10 protein-coding genes and 6 tRNA genes are annotated in these 15,714 nt (G+C 44.6%); 4 read left to right on the top strand and 12 right to left on the bottom strand.

Going from position 1 to position 15,714, the window contains the following annotated elements; translation table 11 throughout:
- Positions 1-220 precede the first annotated feature (220 nt).
- Positions 221-1,885 carry a long-chain fatty acid--CoA ligase gene (locus tag BT_RS03420; protein WP_011107399.1) on the top strand — a complete coding sequence of 555 codons (1,665 nt, stop codon included), beginning with the start codon at positions 221-223 and terminating at the stop codon, positions 1,883-1,885.
- A gap of 187 nt (positions 1,886-2,072) precedes the next feature.
- Here the strand turns inward: BT_RS03420 and BT_RS03415 are convergent, their stop codons facing one another.
- Entirely contained in the window at positions 2,073-4,088 is a 2,016-nt protein-coding gene (locus BT_RS03415) for a glycoside hydrolase family 97 protein (RefSeq protein WP_008765565.1), read from the bottom strand.
- A 119-nt stretch (positions 4,089-4,207) separates the two neighbouring features.
- Here BT_RS03415 and BT_RS03410 point away from each other — a divergent pair, with 119 nt between their 5' ends.
- Together BT_RS03410 and BT_RS03405 are read left to right on the top strand one after the other, a co-directional pair.
- Positions 4,208-4,882 (top strand): response regulator transcription factor, encoded by a 675-nt coding sequence (locus BT_RS03410; protein ID WP_008761359.1) that lies wholly within the window; start codon positions 4,208-4,210, stop codon positions 4,880-4,882.
- Positions 4,883-4,905: 23 nt separating this feature from the next.
- Positions 4,906-6,237: a sensor histidine kinase gene (locus BT_RS03405; protein WP_008765564.1), complete on the top strand. Its 1,332-nt coding sequence runs from the start codon at positions 4,906-4,908 to the stop codon at positions 6,235-6,237.
- A 97-nt stretch (positions 6,238-6,334) separates the two neighbouring features.
- On the opposite strand, the gene BT_RS03400 is transcribed toward BT_RS03405, so the two are convergent.
- Genes BT_RS03400 through BT_RS03390 form a run of 3 tightly spaced genes read right to left on the bottom strand, consistent with a single transcriptional unit; the run spans position 6,335 to position 11,888 of the window.
- The gene (locus BT_RS03400) at positions 6,335-9,460 is read right to left on the bottom strand and encodes an efflux RND transporter permease subunit (RefSeq protein ID WP_008765563.1); all 3,126 of its coding nucleotides are present in this window, start codon (positions 9,458-9,460) and stop codon (positions 6,335-6,337) included.
- Between the two features lie 15 nt (positions 9,461-9,475).
- Entirely contained in the window at positions 9,476-10,570 is a 1,095-nt protein-coding gene (locus BT_RS03395) for an efflux RND transporter periplasmic adaptor subunit (protein ID WP_008765562.1), read from the bottom strand.
- A 55-nt stretch (positions 10,571-10,625) separates the two neighbouring features.
- Positions 10,626-11,888: a TolC family protein gene (locus BT_RS03390; protein WP_011107396.1), complete on the bottom strand. Its 1,263-nt coding sequence runs from the start codon at positions 11,886-11,888 to the stop codon at positions 10,626-10,628.
- A 233-nt stretch (positions 11,889-12,121) separates the two neighbouring features.
- On the opposite strand from BT_RS03390, the gene BT_RS03385 reads away from it, so the two are divergent.
- Positions 12,122-12,481 (top strand): thioredoxin family protein, encoded by a 360-nt coding sequence (locus BT_RS03385; protein ID WP_011107395.1) that lies wholly within the window; start codon positions 12,122-12,124, stop codon positions 12,479-12,481.
- A gap of 121 nt (positions 12,482-12,602) precedes the next feature.
- On the opposite strand, the gene nagA (BT_RS03380) is transcribed toward BT_RS03385, so the two are convergent.
- From nagA (BT_RS03380) to BT_RS03345, 8 genes are all read right to left on the bottom strand, one after another.
- A complete protein-coding gene (gene nagA / locus BT_RS03380; protein ID WP_011107394.1) occupies positions 12,603-13,775 on the bottom strand; it encodes an N-acetylglucosamine-6-phosphate deacetylase in 1,173 nt (390 codons plus the stop codon).
- Between the two features lie 18 nt (positions 13,776-13,793).
- Positions 13,794-14,960, bottom strand: a complete 1,167-nt coding sequence (gene nagA, locus BT_RS03375) for an N-acetylglucosamine-6-phosphate deacetylase (protein ID WP_008765558.1) — start codon at positions 14,958-14,960, stop codon at positions 13,794-13,796.
- A 128-nt stretch (positions 14,961-15,088) separates the two neighbouring features.
- A tRNA-Gly gene (locus BT_RS03370) sits at positions 15,089-15,161 on the bottom strand.
- A gap of 38 nt (positions 15,162-15,199) precedes the next feature.
- A tRNA-Leu gene (locus tag BT_RS03365) sits at positions 15,200-15,281 on the bottom strand.
- A 32-nt stretch (positions 15,282-15,313) separates the two neighbouring features.
- Positions 15,314-15,386 (bottom strand) — tRNA-Gly (locus BT_RS03360).
- A gap of 18 nt (positions 15,387-15,404) precedes the next feature.
- Positions 15,405-15,488 (bottom strand) — tRNA-Leu (locus BT_RS03355).
- Positions 15,489-15,512: 24 nt separating this feature from the next.
- Positions 15,513-15,594: transfer RNA gene (locus tag BT_RS03350), tRNA-Leu, on the bottom strand.
- A 34-nt stretch (positions 15,595-15,628) separates the two neighbouring features.
- A tRNA-Gly gene (locus tag BT_RS03345) sits at positions 15,629-15,701 on the bottom strand.
- Positions 15,702-15,714: the final 13 nt, after the last annotated feature.

The raw sequence follows: 15,714 nt of genomic DNA, 5'->3' as shown, positions 1-15,714 counted from the left end.
TGTGTTCACCTACCACCTCCCCCTACGGGGACTCCTCCTTCCCGAAGGAGGAGAGTTAAGATACTACCGACTTTTTAGTCAGCCCCATTTAAAGGTACTACTGACTTTTTAGTCAGCTTTCCTCCCCCGTTAATTAACCGTAAAACTTAATTGTAAACTTCGGTTTCCGTTAATGAAATGTTATTTTTGCGCAATTTTAAATCAAATGTGCAAAAATCGAATGGAACAAGAACATCAGTTCATTGATTATATTGAACAGAGCATCATTAAAAACTGGGATAAAGATGCATTGACAGACTACAAAGGAATCACGCTTCAATATAAGGATGTAGCGCGCAAGATAGCCAAGTTTCACATTGTATTGGAAAGTGCCGGTATCCAGCCAGGAGATAAAATAGCAGTCTGCGGCCGGAACAGTGCCCATTGGGGAGTCACCTTCTTAGCCACTATCACTTACGGAGCCGTCATCGTTCCTATTCTGCATGAGTTCAAAGCGGATAATATTCACAATATCGTCAATCACTCCGAAGCCAAATTACTCTTTGTCGGCGATCAGGCATGGGAAAATCTGAATGAAGACGCAATGCCGCTACTGGAAGGTATCGCTTCACTCACCGATTTCACTGCATTGGTATCGCGCAACGAGAAACTGACTTACGCCTTCGAACACCGGAACGCTATTTACGGTCAGCGTTATCCGAAGAATTTCCGCCCCGAACATATCTGTTACCGGAAGGACCGTCCGGAAGAACTGGCTATCATCAATTATACCTCCGGCACTACCGGATATTCCAAAGGAGTCATGCTCCCCTACCGCAGTATTTGGTCGAACGTGGCATACTGTTTCGAGATGCTTCCCGTGAAAGCGGGCGATCACATCGTTTCCATGCTTCCGATGGGTCATGTATTCGGCATGGTATACGATTTCTTATATGGTTTCTCTGCCGGAGCGCACATTTACTTCCTGACACGTATGCCGTCTCCGAAGATTATTGCGCAGTCTTTTGCAGAAATAAAGCCAAGAGTGATCTCCTGTGTACCTTTGATCGTAGAGAAAATTATCAAAAAAGATATTCTTCCGAGAGTGGACAGCAAAATCGGTAAACTATTGCTTAAAGTGCCCATTGTAAACGATAAAATCAAATCGTTGGCGCGGCAGGCTGCTATGGAAATCTTCGGTGGGAACTTCGATGAAATCATTATCGGTGGTGCTCCTTTCAATGCCGAAGTAGAAGCGTTCCTCAAAAAGATAGGCTTTCCCTACACCATCGCTTACGGTATGACCGAATGTGGCCCGATTATTTGCTCCAGCCGTTGGGAAACACTGAAACTGGCTTCCTGCGGCAAGGCAACCACCCGAATGGAAGTCCGCATCGACTCGCCCGACCCTAAAACACATGCCGGAGAAATCGTATGCAGGGGAATGAATATGATGCTGGGATATTATAAAAATCCGGAAGCGACGGCACAAATTATTGATGCCAACGGATGGCTTCACACGGGTGATTTAGGAACAATCGACGACGAAGGATATGTGACAGTTCGCGGTCGTAGCAAGAATCTGCTTCTGACTTCCAGCGGACAGAATATCTATCCGGAAGAGATAGAAAGCAAACTGAATAATATGCCTTATGTTGCCGAGTCACTGATCGTTTTGCAGCACGACAAGTTGGTCGCACTGATTTATCCGGACTTTGACGATGCTTTTGCCCATGGCTTGCAACAGGCCGATATCATAAAAGTTATGGAAGCCAATCGTGTTGAACTGAATCAGCAGCTTCCCAATTATTCTCAGATAAGCAAAGTCAAAATCCATTTCGAGGAATTTGAAAAGACTGCGAAGAAATCAATCAAACGCTTTATGTATCAGGAAGCAAAAGGATAACACATCCTTTCAAAACCATACTCAATAAAAACAAAAACGGTGAACAGGTATCAAAACTCTGTCCACCGTTTTTTCAGTCTAACCTAACCAACTTAATTTTATCTTGTTATCCTCCGACAATCTCTCTACTTTAACAACCTCACTTATTACCCTCACCTATTACTTATTACCTATTACCTATTACTTACTACCTATTACTTTTTATAAACGAAACAGCCTGCCCGCCTCCGGGAGCCATCCGTATACTCAACGTATTTTCAGATGTTACAATCTGTTCCGTAATCTTATAATCGGTAGGATTCGTTTTCCAGTCAGCCTTTTCGCCATCCGCATAGATGACAGCCTTATACTGCTTGCCTGGTTCCAGGAAGTCCAGTTTTACTTCTAAAGTACGGGGGCTTTCATTGGTAGCTGCTCCCAGGAAATAATTGCCTTTTGCTTTACGTACCACTGCAATGAACTCTCCCGGTTCACCTGCCAGTGCTTTCGATTCATCACAATCCGGATCAAAATCACGGAAGAACTGGAATGCCGGATGTCCTTCATAATGCTCGATCATATCCGAAGCCATCTGCAAAGGAGAATACAGGATTACCCAATTAGCCAGTTGTTTAGCCAGCGTCGTATTCACACGGCTATTGCCTTTATCCTGATCGTTCCACTTCTGTCGGCGCGGAGAATCCTTCGTTTTCAAGAACAGAATATCAAAAGTTCCCGGCGTATAATCCATCGGACCGGACAGCAGGCGGGTGAACGGTAACATCACGTGATGAGAAGGAGGATTGCCTTCACTCCACGCATTCCATTCCATGCCTCTTGCCCCCTCGCGTGTCATCATATTCGGCCATGTACGACGGATACCGGTATCTTTGATCGGTTCGTGTGCATCCAGAGTCATTTGATGACGGGCGGCAGTTTCCACTACCCGTTGATAGTGATTGACACCGTATTGGCTATGATGCAGATATCCATCCGGAAATGCGCCTGCATATCCCGTCTTCAGGAGGTGGATACCATGATCGGTATACCATTGCATGGCATGATCCATCTGACGTTCATAGTTAGGAATATTCCCTCCGGTCTCATGATGTCCCATGATTTCAACGCCTTTCTCTTTGGCATAACGTACGATTTCATCAATATCGAAATCCGCGTATGGCTTGGTGAAATCAAAGCTCTGCATACCGCCCCAACTCTCCCAACCTTCGTTCCAACCTTCGAACAGGACAGCTTCGATATGATTGGCCGCGGCAAAATCTATGTATTTCTTTGCATTGGCAGTAGTAGCTCCGTGACGTTCGTCCATCTTCCAGGTCTCTACGCCGAGGTGCATCCCCCACCACACTCCTACATATTTCAGCGGACGAATCCAGTCCGTAGTTTCCAGTACGCAAGGATCATTCAGATTCAGAATGAGTGAAGAGTTGATCAAACCGACAGCTTCCGGTGCGATCTGTATGGTGCGCCATGAGGTCGTGAAGTGATTTCCCTTACGCACCTTAATGCCGTCAGGCCACGGGGCAAGTTCCGCTTTCAATGTATAATGGCCGATTTGCTTCAGAGTCATTTCCGGAAAATCATACAAAGCGGCTTCGTGTATACTTCCGTAAACTCCATCCGCAGTCTTGAATGTGAAAGGTGTATTAGCCGTTTCCACTTCGGAAATCGGTTGTTGTTGATAGAGTAGTTCATATGTTTCGGCACTGGCGGGAATCGACCACGAAGTTCCGTCACGATGGAAACGGAAAGTAGTCAGTTCGTCGGTAATCAATAAAGAATCTACAGTCGGCACCGTGTATTCATAGCGGAAACCGATTCCATCATCAAATACACGGAAACGGAGTGTCAGTTGTACCTGATCTTCATTTGTCAGGCTGACTGCCATTTCGTTATAATGATTCCGGTTCTTTTTATTCTCTCCCCACGGCTGTGTCCAAGTTTCGTCTTCACTGCTGAAAGTCGTGTTCTTCACCTGAAAACCTTCTGCCAGAATGATGCCGTTAGCCGCCGTAAAGCCCATGGCTGAATTTTCTATCAAGAGGGAGTCATCCACCGACACATTATAAAACGGTTTGCCGTTTTCGTCTACCGTCAATGTCATCTTGATATGTCCGTCCGGTGACTGGACCTCTGTTTTCGGGCTACTACAGGCATAGCATCCCAGCACACACAGAAAAGCTCCAACTAAATGTTTTACTTTCATAGTATAATCGTCTGTTTATATATAATACAGTTCAGAAAGGAGAAACACTTAAATGTATGCCGTTTTTCTTTCTTCGGATGCAAAGAAAAAGTATCTTTGCATCTAAACAATGTAGATTTATGGCAAAGATACTATTAGCAGAAGATGAAGTCAATATCGCCTCCTTTATCGAACGGGGACTGAAAGAGTTCGGACATTCGGTAACAGTCTGTCATGACGGAAATACGGGTTGGAGAATCCTTCAGGAAGAACCTTTCGACCTTGTAATCCTGGATATTATCATGCCGAAAATAAACGGGCTCGAACTTTGCCATCTCTATCGGCAGATGTTCGGTTACCAGGCACCGGTCATTATGCTGACGGCTTTAGGCACTACGGAAGACATTGTAAAAGGACTGGATGCAGGAGCAGACGATTATCTTGTCAAGCCTTTCAGTTTTCAGGAACTGGAAGCACGTATCAAGGCGCTGCTGCGACGAAACAAGGAGACTGTAACCAATCAACTGACTTGCGACAATCTGGTATTGGACTGTAACACCAGACGGGCGAAAAGAGGTGATGCGGATATCGATCTCACCGTAAAAGAATACCGTCTGCTCGAATATTTCATGACTCACCAAGGGGTAGCCTTATCGCGCATTACGCTGCTCAAAGACGTATGGGACAAGAACTTTGATACGAATACCAACATCGTAGACGTATACGTCAATTATCTGCGGGTAAAGATAGACCGTGACTTCGACAAGAAACTGATTCATACAGTAGTAGGATTAGGATATATCATGAATGCCTGAACATCCATCAAACAAATCCGTGTATGAAAATAGGTTCTAAAATAGCTCTCTTCTATACGTTGCTCAGTGTACTGACAACTATCATCATTATCGCCGTATTCTATCTTTTCAGCACACAGTTTATCAATAAACTCTATGCCTCCTATCTTCGTGAAAAAGCATATCTGACCGCACAAAAGCACTGGGAGAAAGACGAAATAGACGAACAGAGTTACCAGATTATCCAGCGCAAATATGACGAACTCTTGCCCGAAGCTCATGAGATTCTTTTAAATATGGACAGTCTCTCCGAAGTCCGTGACACACTGAACAAATATCTGACCCAGCATCAGCAGGCACTCCTGATAGCCGGTGAAGACAGCGTCCCTTTTTCTTTTAAATACAAAGACCAGTTGGGAGCCGCCCTTTATTATCCCGATAATGAAGGAAATTTCATCGTCCTCGTCATGTCCCGGAATGTGTACGGTGCAGAAATCAAAGAACACCTCTTGCTTCTCTCCATCTTTCTGGTTTTATTCAGTTCCATCCTGATTTATTTAGTCGGGAAAATCTATTCCGGCCGTATTCTTATCCCCCTGCAGCATATACTGAAGGAGCTGAAGAGGATACGAGCCAACAGTCTGAACCGCCGGTTAAAGACGACCGGAAACAACGATGAACTGGAAGACATGATCGAAACACTGAATAGCATGCTCGACCGTCTGGACAGTGCTTTCAAAGCTGAAAAGTCCTTTGTCAGCCATGCTTCGCATGAACTGAACAACCCCATAACCGCCATACAGGGAGAATGTGAAATCAGTCTGCTGAAAGAAAGAAGTACCGGAGAATATATCGAAGCCCTGCAACGAATCTCATCCGAAAGCAAGCGAATCTCCAATCTGATCCGCCATCTTCTTTTCCTTTCACGTCAGGATGAAGAGCTCATAAAAAGCAATATGGAGGCAATGTCTCTGCCGGATATGCTGAATGACTTAATAAAAATGAACGAACGAATCCGTCTCCATTATCAAGAAACAGGTAAGGCTGCCACTGTAAAGGCCAATCCTTATCTGCTCAAAATAGCTTTAAAGAATATCATCGATAATGCCTGCAAATATTCTGAAAAGGAAGTAGACATTACGCTCAGCCAAAAAGATCAACACCTCGTTCTTGAAATAAAAGATCAGGGCATCGGCATTCCTCCGGAAGAAATAGAACATATATTCCAGTCTTTCTATCGGGGCAGCAACACACATGACTATGCAGGTCAGGGCATCGGCCTCAGCCTGACGCAGAAAATAGTATCTGCCTACAACGCCAGACTGGAAATATCTTCGGAAATAGAAAAAGGAACAAAAGTACGGGTGATCTTCTGATTCAACCGACTTTTGTCCCTTCCTCACTTCTACCTACTGAAAACGAAATTAAAATTTAATCTATGCCGTTTCTTTCATAGAAAGAATAGAAAATGAATTAGATACGTCTTTGCAATAATTTTCCGTTTTTATCATATAGCATTCGTTCATACACTACTTCCACAATCAGCGGGAAGATGAACAGGGCGAAGAAAGTCGCTCCTATCAATCCGCCGATAATGACAATCGCCAACGGACGCTGTGATTCCGAACCGATACCATGACTCATAGCCGCAGGCAACAGACCGATAGCTGCCATAGCCGCCGTCATTATCACAGGGCGGATACGTGATCGGACTCCTTCTTTAGTGGCCTCCTGTAAAGGCGAACCCAGTTTCAGATTTGCCTTGATATCGGAAATCATAATAACTCCATTCTGTATGCAGATACCGAACAAGGCGATAAAACCGATACCCGCCGATATAGAGAAATTGAAGCCCGTTATCAGAAGGGCTGCGATACCTCCCACGGCAGCAAACGGTACATTCAGCAATACCAGTCCTGCATCTCTTGCATTGGAGAAGAGAATAAACAGAATAATAAAAATAATGGCAATGCTGATAGGTACTACCTGTGCCAGACGTTTCGAAGCACGCTGCTGATTCTCAAAATCACCCGTCCATTTCAAAGAATATCCAGCCGGTAAATGGACGGAAGCATTTACCTTTTTCTGCGCTTCGGCAACTGCCGTACCCATATCCCGTCCTCTCACCGAGAACTTGACAGCACAGAAACGAGCATGGTTGTCACGGAAGATCAATAATGGTCCTGTAATCGTAGTGATATCTGCCAGTTCCTTAATAGGCACCATCGTTCCGTCCATCGCCGGAACCAGTATCTTACCTATCTCCTCTTCATTCTGACGGAACTCTTCACTATACCTCACCATGATATTAAATTTCCGTTCGTCCTCATACAACAGCGAAGCTGACTTCCCGCCAATAGCCATTTCAATGATAGACTGAACATCTTCCTTAGCCACTCCATAACGTGCCAACTGACGTTCGTTCAGTTCAATACGAAGTTCCGGCTGGCCGATATTGCGAATCACTCCCAAGTCTTCAATTCCCTGCACGGTATTTAAGATCTTATCAATCTGGACGGCCAGTTTTTCCGATTCGTACAAATCCTTACCGAACACTTTCACCGCAATAGAACCTTTTACACCGGAAGCCGCTTCTTCCACATTATCCGTAATCGGCTGCGAAAAGTTAAAGTCAATGCCGGGATAAATGGATAAATCTTCCTGCATCTTGTCGATAAGCTGCAGTTTGGTCAGTTTGCTTTCCCAGTCTTTCTCCGGATAAATATCTACGTGAAACTCAATATTATAAAATCCGGTTGCATCCGTTCCGTCGTTGGGACGTCCGGTTTGAGACAGTACCTGCCTCACTTCGGGGAAAGTCAATAGTTTCTTTCTCATCTTATTTGCCAGCGTTACGGATTCATCCAGCGATATACTTTGCGGCAGCGTAGCACGGATGTAGATCGAACCTTCGTTGAGCTGAGGAAGAAACTCCGTCCCGAGGAAAGAGAAAAGCCATAAACCGACTCCTGCAACTACGGTTGCCAGTCCGATAGTCAGCTTGCGATGAGCATAGAAGGTATCAAAAAGAGCCGTGCACTTTTGATTGATGAAATGGACAAAGCGGTTGTTCTTTTCGCGTACATTCTTTTTCAGCAACATGGACGACATGACGGGAACCAGCGTTAATGTGAAAATAAGCGCACCCAGCAAAGCAAAACCCAATGTATATGCCAAAGGTGAGAACATTTTTCCTTCCACTTTCTGAAAAGAGAAAATAGGAATTAAGGCAGTAATGATGATCAGTTTGGAGAAAAATACCGCTTTTGCCTTATCCTTGGCGGTATGACGGATCAGTCCCATCTTGGACATCACATTGAATGCGGGCATTCCCACCTCTTTCGCCTTCTTGTCCAAAGCGACAAACACACCTTCCACCATCACCACTGCCCCATCGATAATAATACCAAAGTCAATGGCCCCCATAGAAAGCAGATTGGCAGACATCCCCATCACGCGTAAACAAATAAATGCGAATAACAAAGCTAATGGAATAATCACCGCAACAATCACGGTTGTCCGCCAATCTGCCATGAAGATTAACACAATAAACGTAACCAACAATATTCCTTCAATCAGATTATGGGTCACCGTTTTTACCGCCAGGTTCACCAAGTCCTCACGGTCGTAGAACGGTATTATCCGTACATCTTCAGGAAGTACATTCTGATTCAATTCTTCTATCTTATCTTTCAGATTTGCAATGACTTCACCGGGGTTCTCCCCTTTACGCATCACCACAATTCCCTGAACGACATCGTTCTCATCCATTCGTCCCACTTGTCCGAGGCGGGGCAGGCAGGATTCGTGAACATCTGCCAGGTTCTTTACGAGAATCGGCGTTCCGTTGATGTTCTTCACTACAATGTTTCGCAATTCATCCAGATCGTTTATCAAACCGATTCCCCGGACTACGTATGCCTGAGAACTTTTCGTGATGACATCTCCTCCTACATTGATATTACTCTTGGCTATCGCGTCATAAAGTTCGAGAGAGGTAATTCCGTAATTAATCAACTGATGAGGATTCACGCTCACTTCGAATGTCTTCACCTCGCCACCGAAACTGACGATATCAGCTACACCTGATACCGAACGGAGATTTCGTTCGATCACCCAGTCCTGAATCGTTTTCAAATCGCGTACACTACGTCTGTCACTGCGCAGGGTGTAGCGATAGATTTCTCCGGTAGGTCCGTACAAAGGCTGTACTTCGGGAGTCACGCCTTCGGGAAGATCGGCATCATTCAGCAAATTGTAGACTTGCTGACGGGCTGTAAAGTCATCAACACGATCTTCGAACATTACATTGATCACAGAAAGTCCGAAAAGAGTGGTCGAACGAATATCCGTTTTTTTCTGTACGGGATTCATGGCTATCTCAATGGGAATCGTGATAAATTTCTCCACCTCTTCCGCACTACGGCCCGCCCATTGCGTGATGATCGTCACTTTTGTATTCGTTACATCCGGAAAGGCATCTATCGGCGTATGTTTGAATGAGACGGCTCCGGCTATAACGGCAATCACCGTACAGAAGAATATAAAGAACTTATTCTTCAGCGAGAAGGCTACTATATTATCTATGAATTTATGCATACTATTCTCTGATTTTTAATCCGCATTCAAAGCATTATACACTAACAATACATTATTATTCAGTACCCTGTCTCCTTCGGAAAGACCGGAACGGACATAACATTCCTTGCTCAACTGTTTGTAAACGTCTACTTCCTTTATCTTCAGACGCTGGTCAGGCTCTACTGTGACCACATAATTCTTTCCTCCCTCGAACACCAGCGCATGGGAGTCGATACGAGGCATGGAAGTATCTTCCGCTTTACACTTCACGCTCACGTTTGTAAACATACCCGGCTTCAGCAAGTAATCCTCGTTTTTCAGTTTGATGCGTACGTTCATTGTCTTACTTTCACTGTCCAACAGGTGATAGGCCTTGTCGATCGTACCTGTAAATGTCCTTTCCGGATATGCCAAAGTCGAGATACGGACATCAGCTCCCTCGGAAACCTTACTAATATCACTTTCATACACATCCGCCATCACCCATACATCGGACAGACCGGAAATCGTAAACAGCGCATCCCCCTGGTCGGGGCGCAGCTGCATATCCCTGCTAATCTGCTTTTCCACAATAAAGCCTGATACGGGAGATTTGAGCTGATAAAAAGCATTTCCGGAGAAGTGATAAATGGAGAATATTTCTTTGATTCGTCTTTCTTCCGCTTCCGCAGTTGCCAGTTCCTGCTTGGCCTGAAGTACATCTTTATCCGATGCCATGCCGGAAGTGTACATATCCTGTGTGGCATCCATGTTCCGCCGGGCCAGCAAGAGTTGTTGTTCAGCTTCTTTCAATTGTTTCTCATAATCCGCCACTTCCCCGCTACGGATCACTGCCAGCACTTCTCCTTTGTGAACAAAGTCTCCTATTTCGGCACGCAGTTCCGTCACGGTTCCTCCGAACATCGGATACACATTTGCCACCTGATCCTGATTGAAAGTGACCCGTCCATTCAATGTCAGTTCATCTACCACTTCACAGACGTGCACGGTATCGACGGATACGATTCTCAGCAGGCTGTCCGTCAGGCATAGTGTAGTCGGTTCTACTTTGGGTTGTTCTCCTTTTCCGGAGCATGCTCCCAAAAGGCTGCCAAACAATATACAAGGAAGAAATTTATTCCAGTTCATAGTCTTTGATAATTTATGGATTGTGATCTTTAATCGTTTCATATTGGTCGGTTTATTAGTAGTTCAATACATTTTGTCCGACAACTGTATTCAGGTTTTCCATAGCGAGAAATACGTTTTTCTTTATCTCGTATAGTTGGATACAGGTTTCTTTATAGCTGTCATAATAGTCGATAAATTCCAGCAGGCTGATATTCTTTCTGGTGAAATTCTCATTGACTCCTGTGATCAATTTCTCGAAGTTACGTTCCAGGTCCATATTAGTGGATTGATAGAGTTGAGTCGCTTTCTCCAGAGACGTATAAGCGGTGAAGAGTTCCATATCGGCACGATTGGCAGCATATTCCTGCTGCACTCCCGCCTGCTGGATACTGAAGCGGGCTGCTTTGATATTTCCCTGATTACGGTTGAAGATAGGTACGGACAGGCTTACTCCTATCGCGAAATAGTCATTGATAAAGTTTCCTACACGGTCATAATTCCCTTTCACAGAGAACTCGGGAAAGGCCATTGACTTCTGTAGTTTCAGATTTGCACGGGAGGCATTCACTGTGCTTCGGGCAATCTTTTGGTCGGGCCGTTCATTGATGATTGCTTTCAGGTCTGCAAATGATAATTGCGACAGGTCCAGTTGTTGCAGTACTTCTTCGTCTAATGAGAGTTGAACTTGTGTATCTTCCGGAAGGTTCAGTAATAAATTCAGTTCTCCCCTGGTAGTCAGTAAATCATTCTCCCGTTCGTTCTTCTCTTTCCTCAAGGAGAAGAGCATGGATTCCAGACGGGAAATTTCCATTAAAGAGATGTTTCCCTTTTCCTGCTGAATTTTCATTCCGCCCAAAAGTACTTGCAGGGAATTTACTTCCTTTTCATAGATGGCAATGGACTTAGAAAGAAAGTAGACTTCTACAAACTTTTCATTCAATTCCTGACGGAGCGTCCGCATTACTTCTTCAAACTGGTATTCAGCTATTTCCTTATTGATTTTTTCCAGCCGGACTTGCTTGTTCCGCTGACCGGCAAGATGGATCACCTGTTCTATTTCAACAACAGCTTCCCCTTCTTTTCCAAAATCAAAATACTTCCCGTTCAATCGGTTGTAGACATTCTGTTCCAGCGAAATGACCGGATTTTCAAACAATTTGGCTTGTAATACCTGCGCCTGTGCCATGTCGATATTGTACCGCTCGGCTATCAACGATAAATTGCGCTCTAAAAAACGCTGCTCTGCTTCTTTCAGTGTCAATGTGCCTGCAACCTGTTGCGCACACATCTTTCCTGCCAATAGAAGAAATAGTAAAAATAAAAATGCTCTGTTCATCGCAATCTTTTTGTTACCTTAATTTGTTTTCCGACAAAAGTACAACTCTGCAACGGTAGAGGCTGGATAAAAGCGATTATAAGGCTCTCATTTCAGATTAGAATTTGATTAGAAAATATCTAAGGAAAGGAAAAATTGTAAACACAACAGGAAGAATGGCTATCCCTCTTTCTCTACCATACCCCTATCTTTGCAAAGTAGAAATAAATAATGAATCATTAAAAACAGGAAATATGAAAATTATAGATTTAACCAAAGAAAGCTTTGTTGAGAAAGTTGCTGATTATCAATCTTATCCGGATAATTGGGAATATAAAGGGAATAAACCTTGTTTAGTCGATTTTCATGCTCCATGGTGTGGTTATTGCAAGGCATTATCACCCATATTGGACCAATTAGCAGAAGAATATAAAGGGAGACTGGACATTTATAAAGTAGACGTCGATCAGGAAGAGGAACTGGAAAGTGCATTCAAGATTCGGACAATTCCCAACCTTTTGCTTTGCCCGGTGAATGGCAAACCGATAATGAAACTCGGTACAATGAATAAGGTTCAATTGAAAGAGTTTATAGAAACGACTCTATTTTCATGATAAAATAGAATATAGAGTACTCACATTACTACTTTTCTTACTGAAAAAGTCCGAATCCCAATTGCTTTTTGCAATTTAAAGGTTCGGACTTTCTATTTTCAGATTTAACAGATAGCACTTATCATTTATGCAGCAATCTATCAGTCCCCGGAACAACTTTTCCCATCGACCAGACACACCGTACATTCAATTCCTTATCAAGTATCACAATATCAGCATCTTTACCTTTAGACAATGCCCCTTTCCGATCGCTCACACCAATCAGACGGGCAGGAGTTTCGGAAGCCATACGCACAGCATCTTCCAAAGGAATACTTGCTTTCTTCACCATCGTACGAACCAACACATCCATAGTCGCCAGACTACCGGCTAATGCAGAATGATCCGCCATCTTACATACTCCGTCCTCAATAATATAACGCGGATCAATCGGCTCGTTCCCTTCATTGGCAGCATAAGCCAACGCATCAGTCACCAGACAAGTATTCTCTACCCCTTTCAGTTTATAAACCAGTTTCAGAATAGTAGCAGGCAAGTGAATACCGTCTGCAATAACTTCTACCGTCATTCCATCTGTCAGATATACACTCTCTACCGTACCTTCATATTTATATTCGCGACGTTTATGAAAACCGGGCATCGCATTATAGAAATGAGCAGCATGCGAGAATCCTACCGCATACGCTGCCTTAATCTCATCATATTCAGCCTCCGTATGAGTAACGGCTGTCATAATTCCCTTGGAACGAGTGTATTTTGCAAAATCATGTGCCCCATGCAATTCGGGACTGATATCCCAGCGCTTGATACAGGAAGTATGTTCCAACAGCGGCACATATTCATTTTCATCGGGAGTTTTCAGAAAACCGTCATACTGGCTTCCTGCCATCTTCGGATTCAGATAAGGCCCTTCGATATGCAGACCGAGAATCGGAGACTCCGGTTCCTTCATCAGCTTCTCACAAACATCGACCGCCTGATATATCCTCTCAAACGAAGTAGATGACAAAGTAGGAAATATGCCGGTAGCTCCATGCTTCAAATGAGCAGTTGCTGCGATACGGAAAGCCTCCTCCGTTGCTTCGGTAAAATCATGGCCGCCGCCACCATGCGCATGCATACTGACAAATCCCGGTACGATTGTCATTCCTCTCGCATCAATCACTGTTGCACCGATAACTGCCAGATCACTGTTGGTTACCTCTAATATTTTTCCATCACAAATCAATACAGAGCCGTCTTTCAGCCAGCCTTGCGGAGTAAGTATTCTACCGTTGATTATTTGAGTTAACATCGTTTTCTTTTTTAGTCGTTAAAACAGCTTGTTTGTACCTTCTACCAATTGTCCCATCGCCCAGACCGCTCTTACATTCAGATCTCTATCCAAAGCAATAATATCCGCGTCCTTGCCACGTTCCAACGTACCTTTGCGGTCGAGCACTCCCATGATACGGGCCGGAGTCTCGGAAGCCATCCTCACAGCATCCGCCAAAGGAATTTCAGCATTCTGCACCATCGTACGGATCAGACGGTCCATCGTCGCCACACTTCCTGCCAATGCAGAGCGGTCTGCCAGTTTGCACACACCGTCTTCGATAATGACACGCGGATCAAAAGCAGTCTTACTGTCACTTGCCGCACAAGCCAGCGCATCAGTGATCAGGCACGTACGCTCCACTCCTTTTATCTTATAGACCAGACGAAGAATGGTAGGAGGCACATGAATGCCATCGGCCACGACTTCCACTGTCATATCATCAATCAAATAAATACTTTCTACCGTACCTTCATACTTATATTCCTTCCGTTTGTGAAATCCGGGCATAGCATTGTAGAAATGTGTAGCATGCGTATATCCTGCCTCATACGCAGTCTGGATATCTTCAAATTCAGCCTGTGTATGTCCTACAGATGCCAATACGCCTTTTGCGGTGATATACTTTCCGAACTGCATAGCCCCCGGAAGTTCCGGTGCCGCATCCCAACGTTTGATGCAATGGGTTTCTTCCAGCAAAGGGATATACTCTTCCGGATCAGGATTTTTGATATTCTCCGGAATCTGTCCGCCTGCCATCTCCATATTGAAGTAATGTCCTTCCAGATGCAGGCCGAGTACGGGACTGTCCGGCTCTGCCATCATCTTTTCAGTTGTTTCTGCGGCTGCACGGATCATAGGAATAGTAGAAGAAGAAAGTGTGGGGAAAATACTGGTAGTTCCGTGTTGCATGTGAGCTTTAATCGCTGTCCGGAAGGCGTCTTCCGTCCCCTCCATAAAGTCTCTTCCACCACCGCCATGAACATGAATTTCTACTCCTCCCGGAACGATATACATGCCCTTGGCATCAATCAGTTTTGCTCCGATAACCGCCAGGTCGCAGTTAGTCACTTCCAGAATTTTATGATCACGAATAAGTACGGACCCATCCTTCAACCAGCCCTGAGGGGTGAGGATGCGCGCATTAATGATTTGTGTTAACATATCACAAGTTCTTAAATTAATTATAGGTCTGTGTGAGTCGATGACACTCTTTTTGGGGGAAGTACATCGACTTTCGTAATTACAAAAAGAGGTCGCCAATCTTATCGACTGACAACCTCACTACTTTGAGCGGAAAACGAGACTCGAACTCGCGACCCTAACCTTGGCAAGGTTATGCTCTACCAACTGAGCTATTTCCGCAAACTAAATTTTCTCCATTCAGAAATCTGAATTTCTTGTGCCCAGAACAGGACTCGAACCTGCATGCCTCTCGACACACGCACCTGAAACGTGCGCGTCTACCAATTCCGCCACCTGGGCAAAATTTAGTTCCAACATTTCAAAGAAACATGAGCGGAAAACGAGACTCGAACTCGCGACCCTAACCTTGGCAAGGTTATGCTCTACCAACTGAGCTATTTCCGCAAATAACTTTAATGACTGTGAAGAGAAGGAGACTCGAACTCCCACGACATAACTGTCACTACCCCCTCAAAGTAGCGCGTCTACCAATTCCGCCACCTCTCCAGAATTTTAAAGTTAAAATCTTTGTGCCCAGAACAGGACTCGAACCTGCATGCCTCTCGACACACGCACCTGAAACGTGCGCGTCTACCAATTCCGCCACCTGGGCAAAGATTATATTTCCAACATTTCAAAGAAACATGAGCGGAAAACGAGACTCGAACTCGCGACCCTAACCTTGGCAAGGTTATGCTCTACCAACTGAGCTATTTCCGCATTTTTTCGTTTG

It is taken from the genome of Bacteroides thetaiotaomicron VPI-5482, from assembly GCF_000011065.1.
In the GTDB taxonomy this organism is placed as follows: Bacteria; Bacteroidota; Bacteroidia; order Bacteroidales; family Bacteroidaceae; genus Bacteroides; species Bacteroides thetaiotaomicron.
This window is presented reverse-complemented; position numbering and strand designations above follow the sequence as displayed.

Excerpts from the sequence above, each read along its gene's own strand:
- BT_RS03420 (WP_011107399.1), top strand. The coding sequence starts at position 221 with ATGGAACAAGAACATCAGTTCATTGATTATATTGAACAGAGCATCATT.
- BT_RS03415 (WP_008765565.1), bottom strand. The coding sequence starts at position 4,088 with ATGAAAGTAAAACATTTAGTTGGAGCTTTTCTGTGTGTGCTGGGATGC.
- BT_RS03410 (WP_008761359.1), top strand. The coding sequence starts at position 4,208 with ATGGCAAAGATACTATTAGCAGAAGATGAAGTCAATATCGCCTCCTTT.
- BT_RS03405 (WP_008765564.1), top strand. The coding sequence starts at position 4,906 with ATGAAAATAGGTTCTAAAATAGCTCTCTTCTATACGTTGCTCAGTGTA.
- BT_RS03400 (WP_008765563.1), bottom strand. The coding sequence starts at position 9,460 with ATGCATAAATTCATAGATAATATAGTAGCCTTCTCGCTGAAGAATAAG.
- BT_RS03395 (WP_008765562.1), bottom strand. The coding sequence starts at position 10,570 with ATGAACTGGAATAAATTTCTTCCTTGTATATTGTTTGGCAGCCTTTTG.
- BT_RS03390 (WP_011107396.1), bottom strand. The coding sequence starts at position 11,888 with ATGAACAGAGCATTTTTATTTTTACTATTTCTTCTATTGGCAGGAAAG.
- BT_RS03385 (WP_011107395.1), top strand. The coding sequence starts at position 12,122 with ATGAAAATTATAGATTTAACCAAAGAAAGCTTTGTTGAGAAAGTTGCT.
- nagA (WP_011107394.1), bottom strand. The coding sequence starts at position 13,775 with ATGTTAACTCAAATAATCAACGGTAGAATACTTACTCCGCAAGGCTGG.
- nagA (WP_008765558.1), bottom strand. The coding sequence starts at position 14,960 with ATGTTAACACAAATCATTAATGCGCGCATCCTCACCCCTCAGGGCTGG.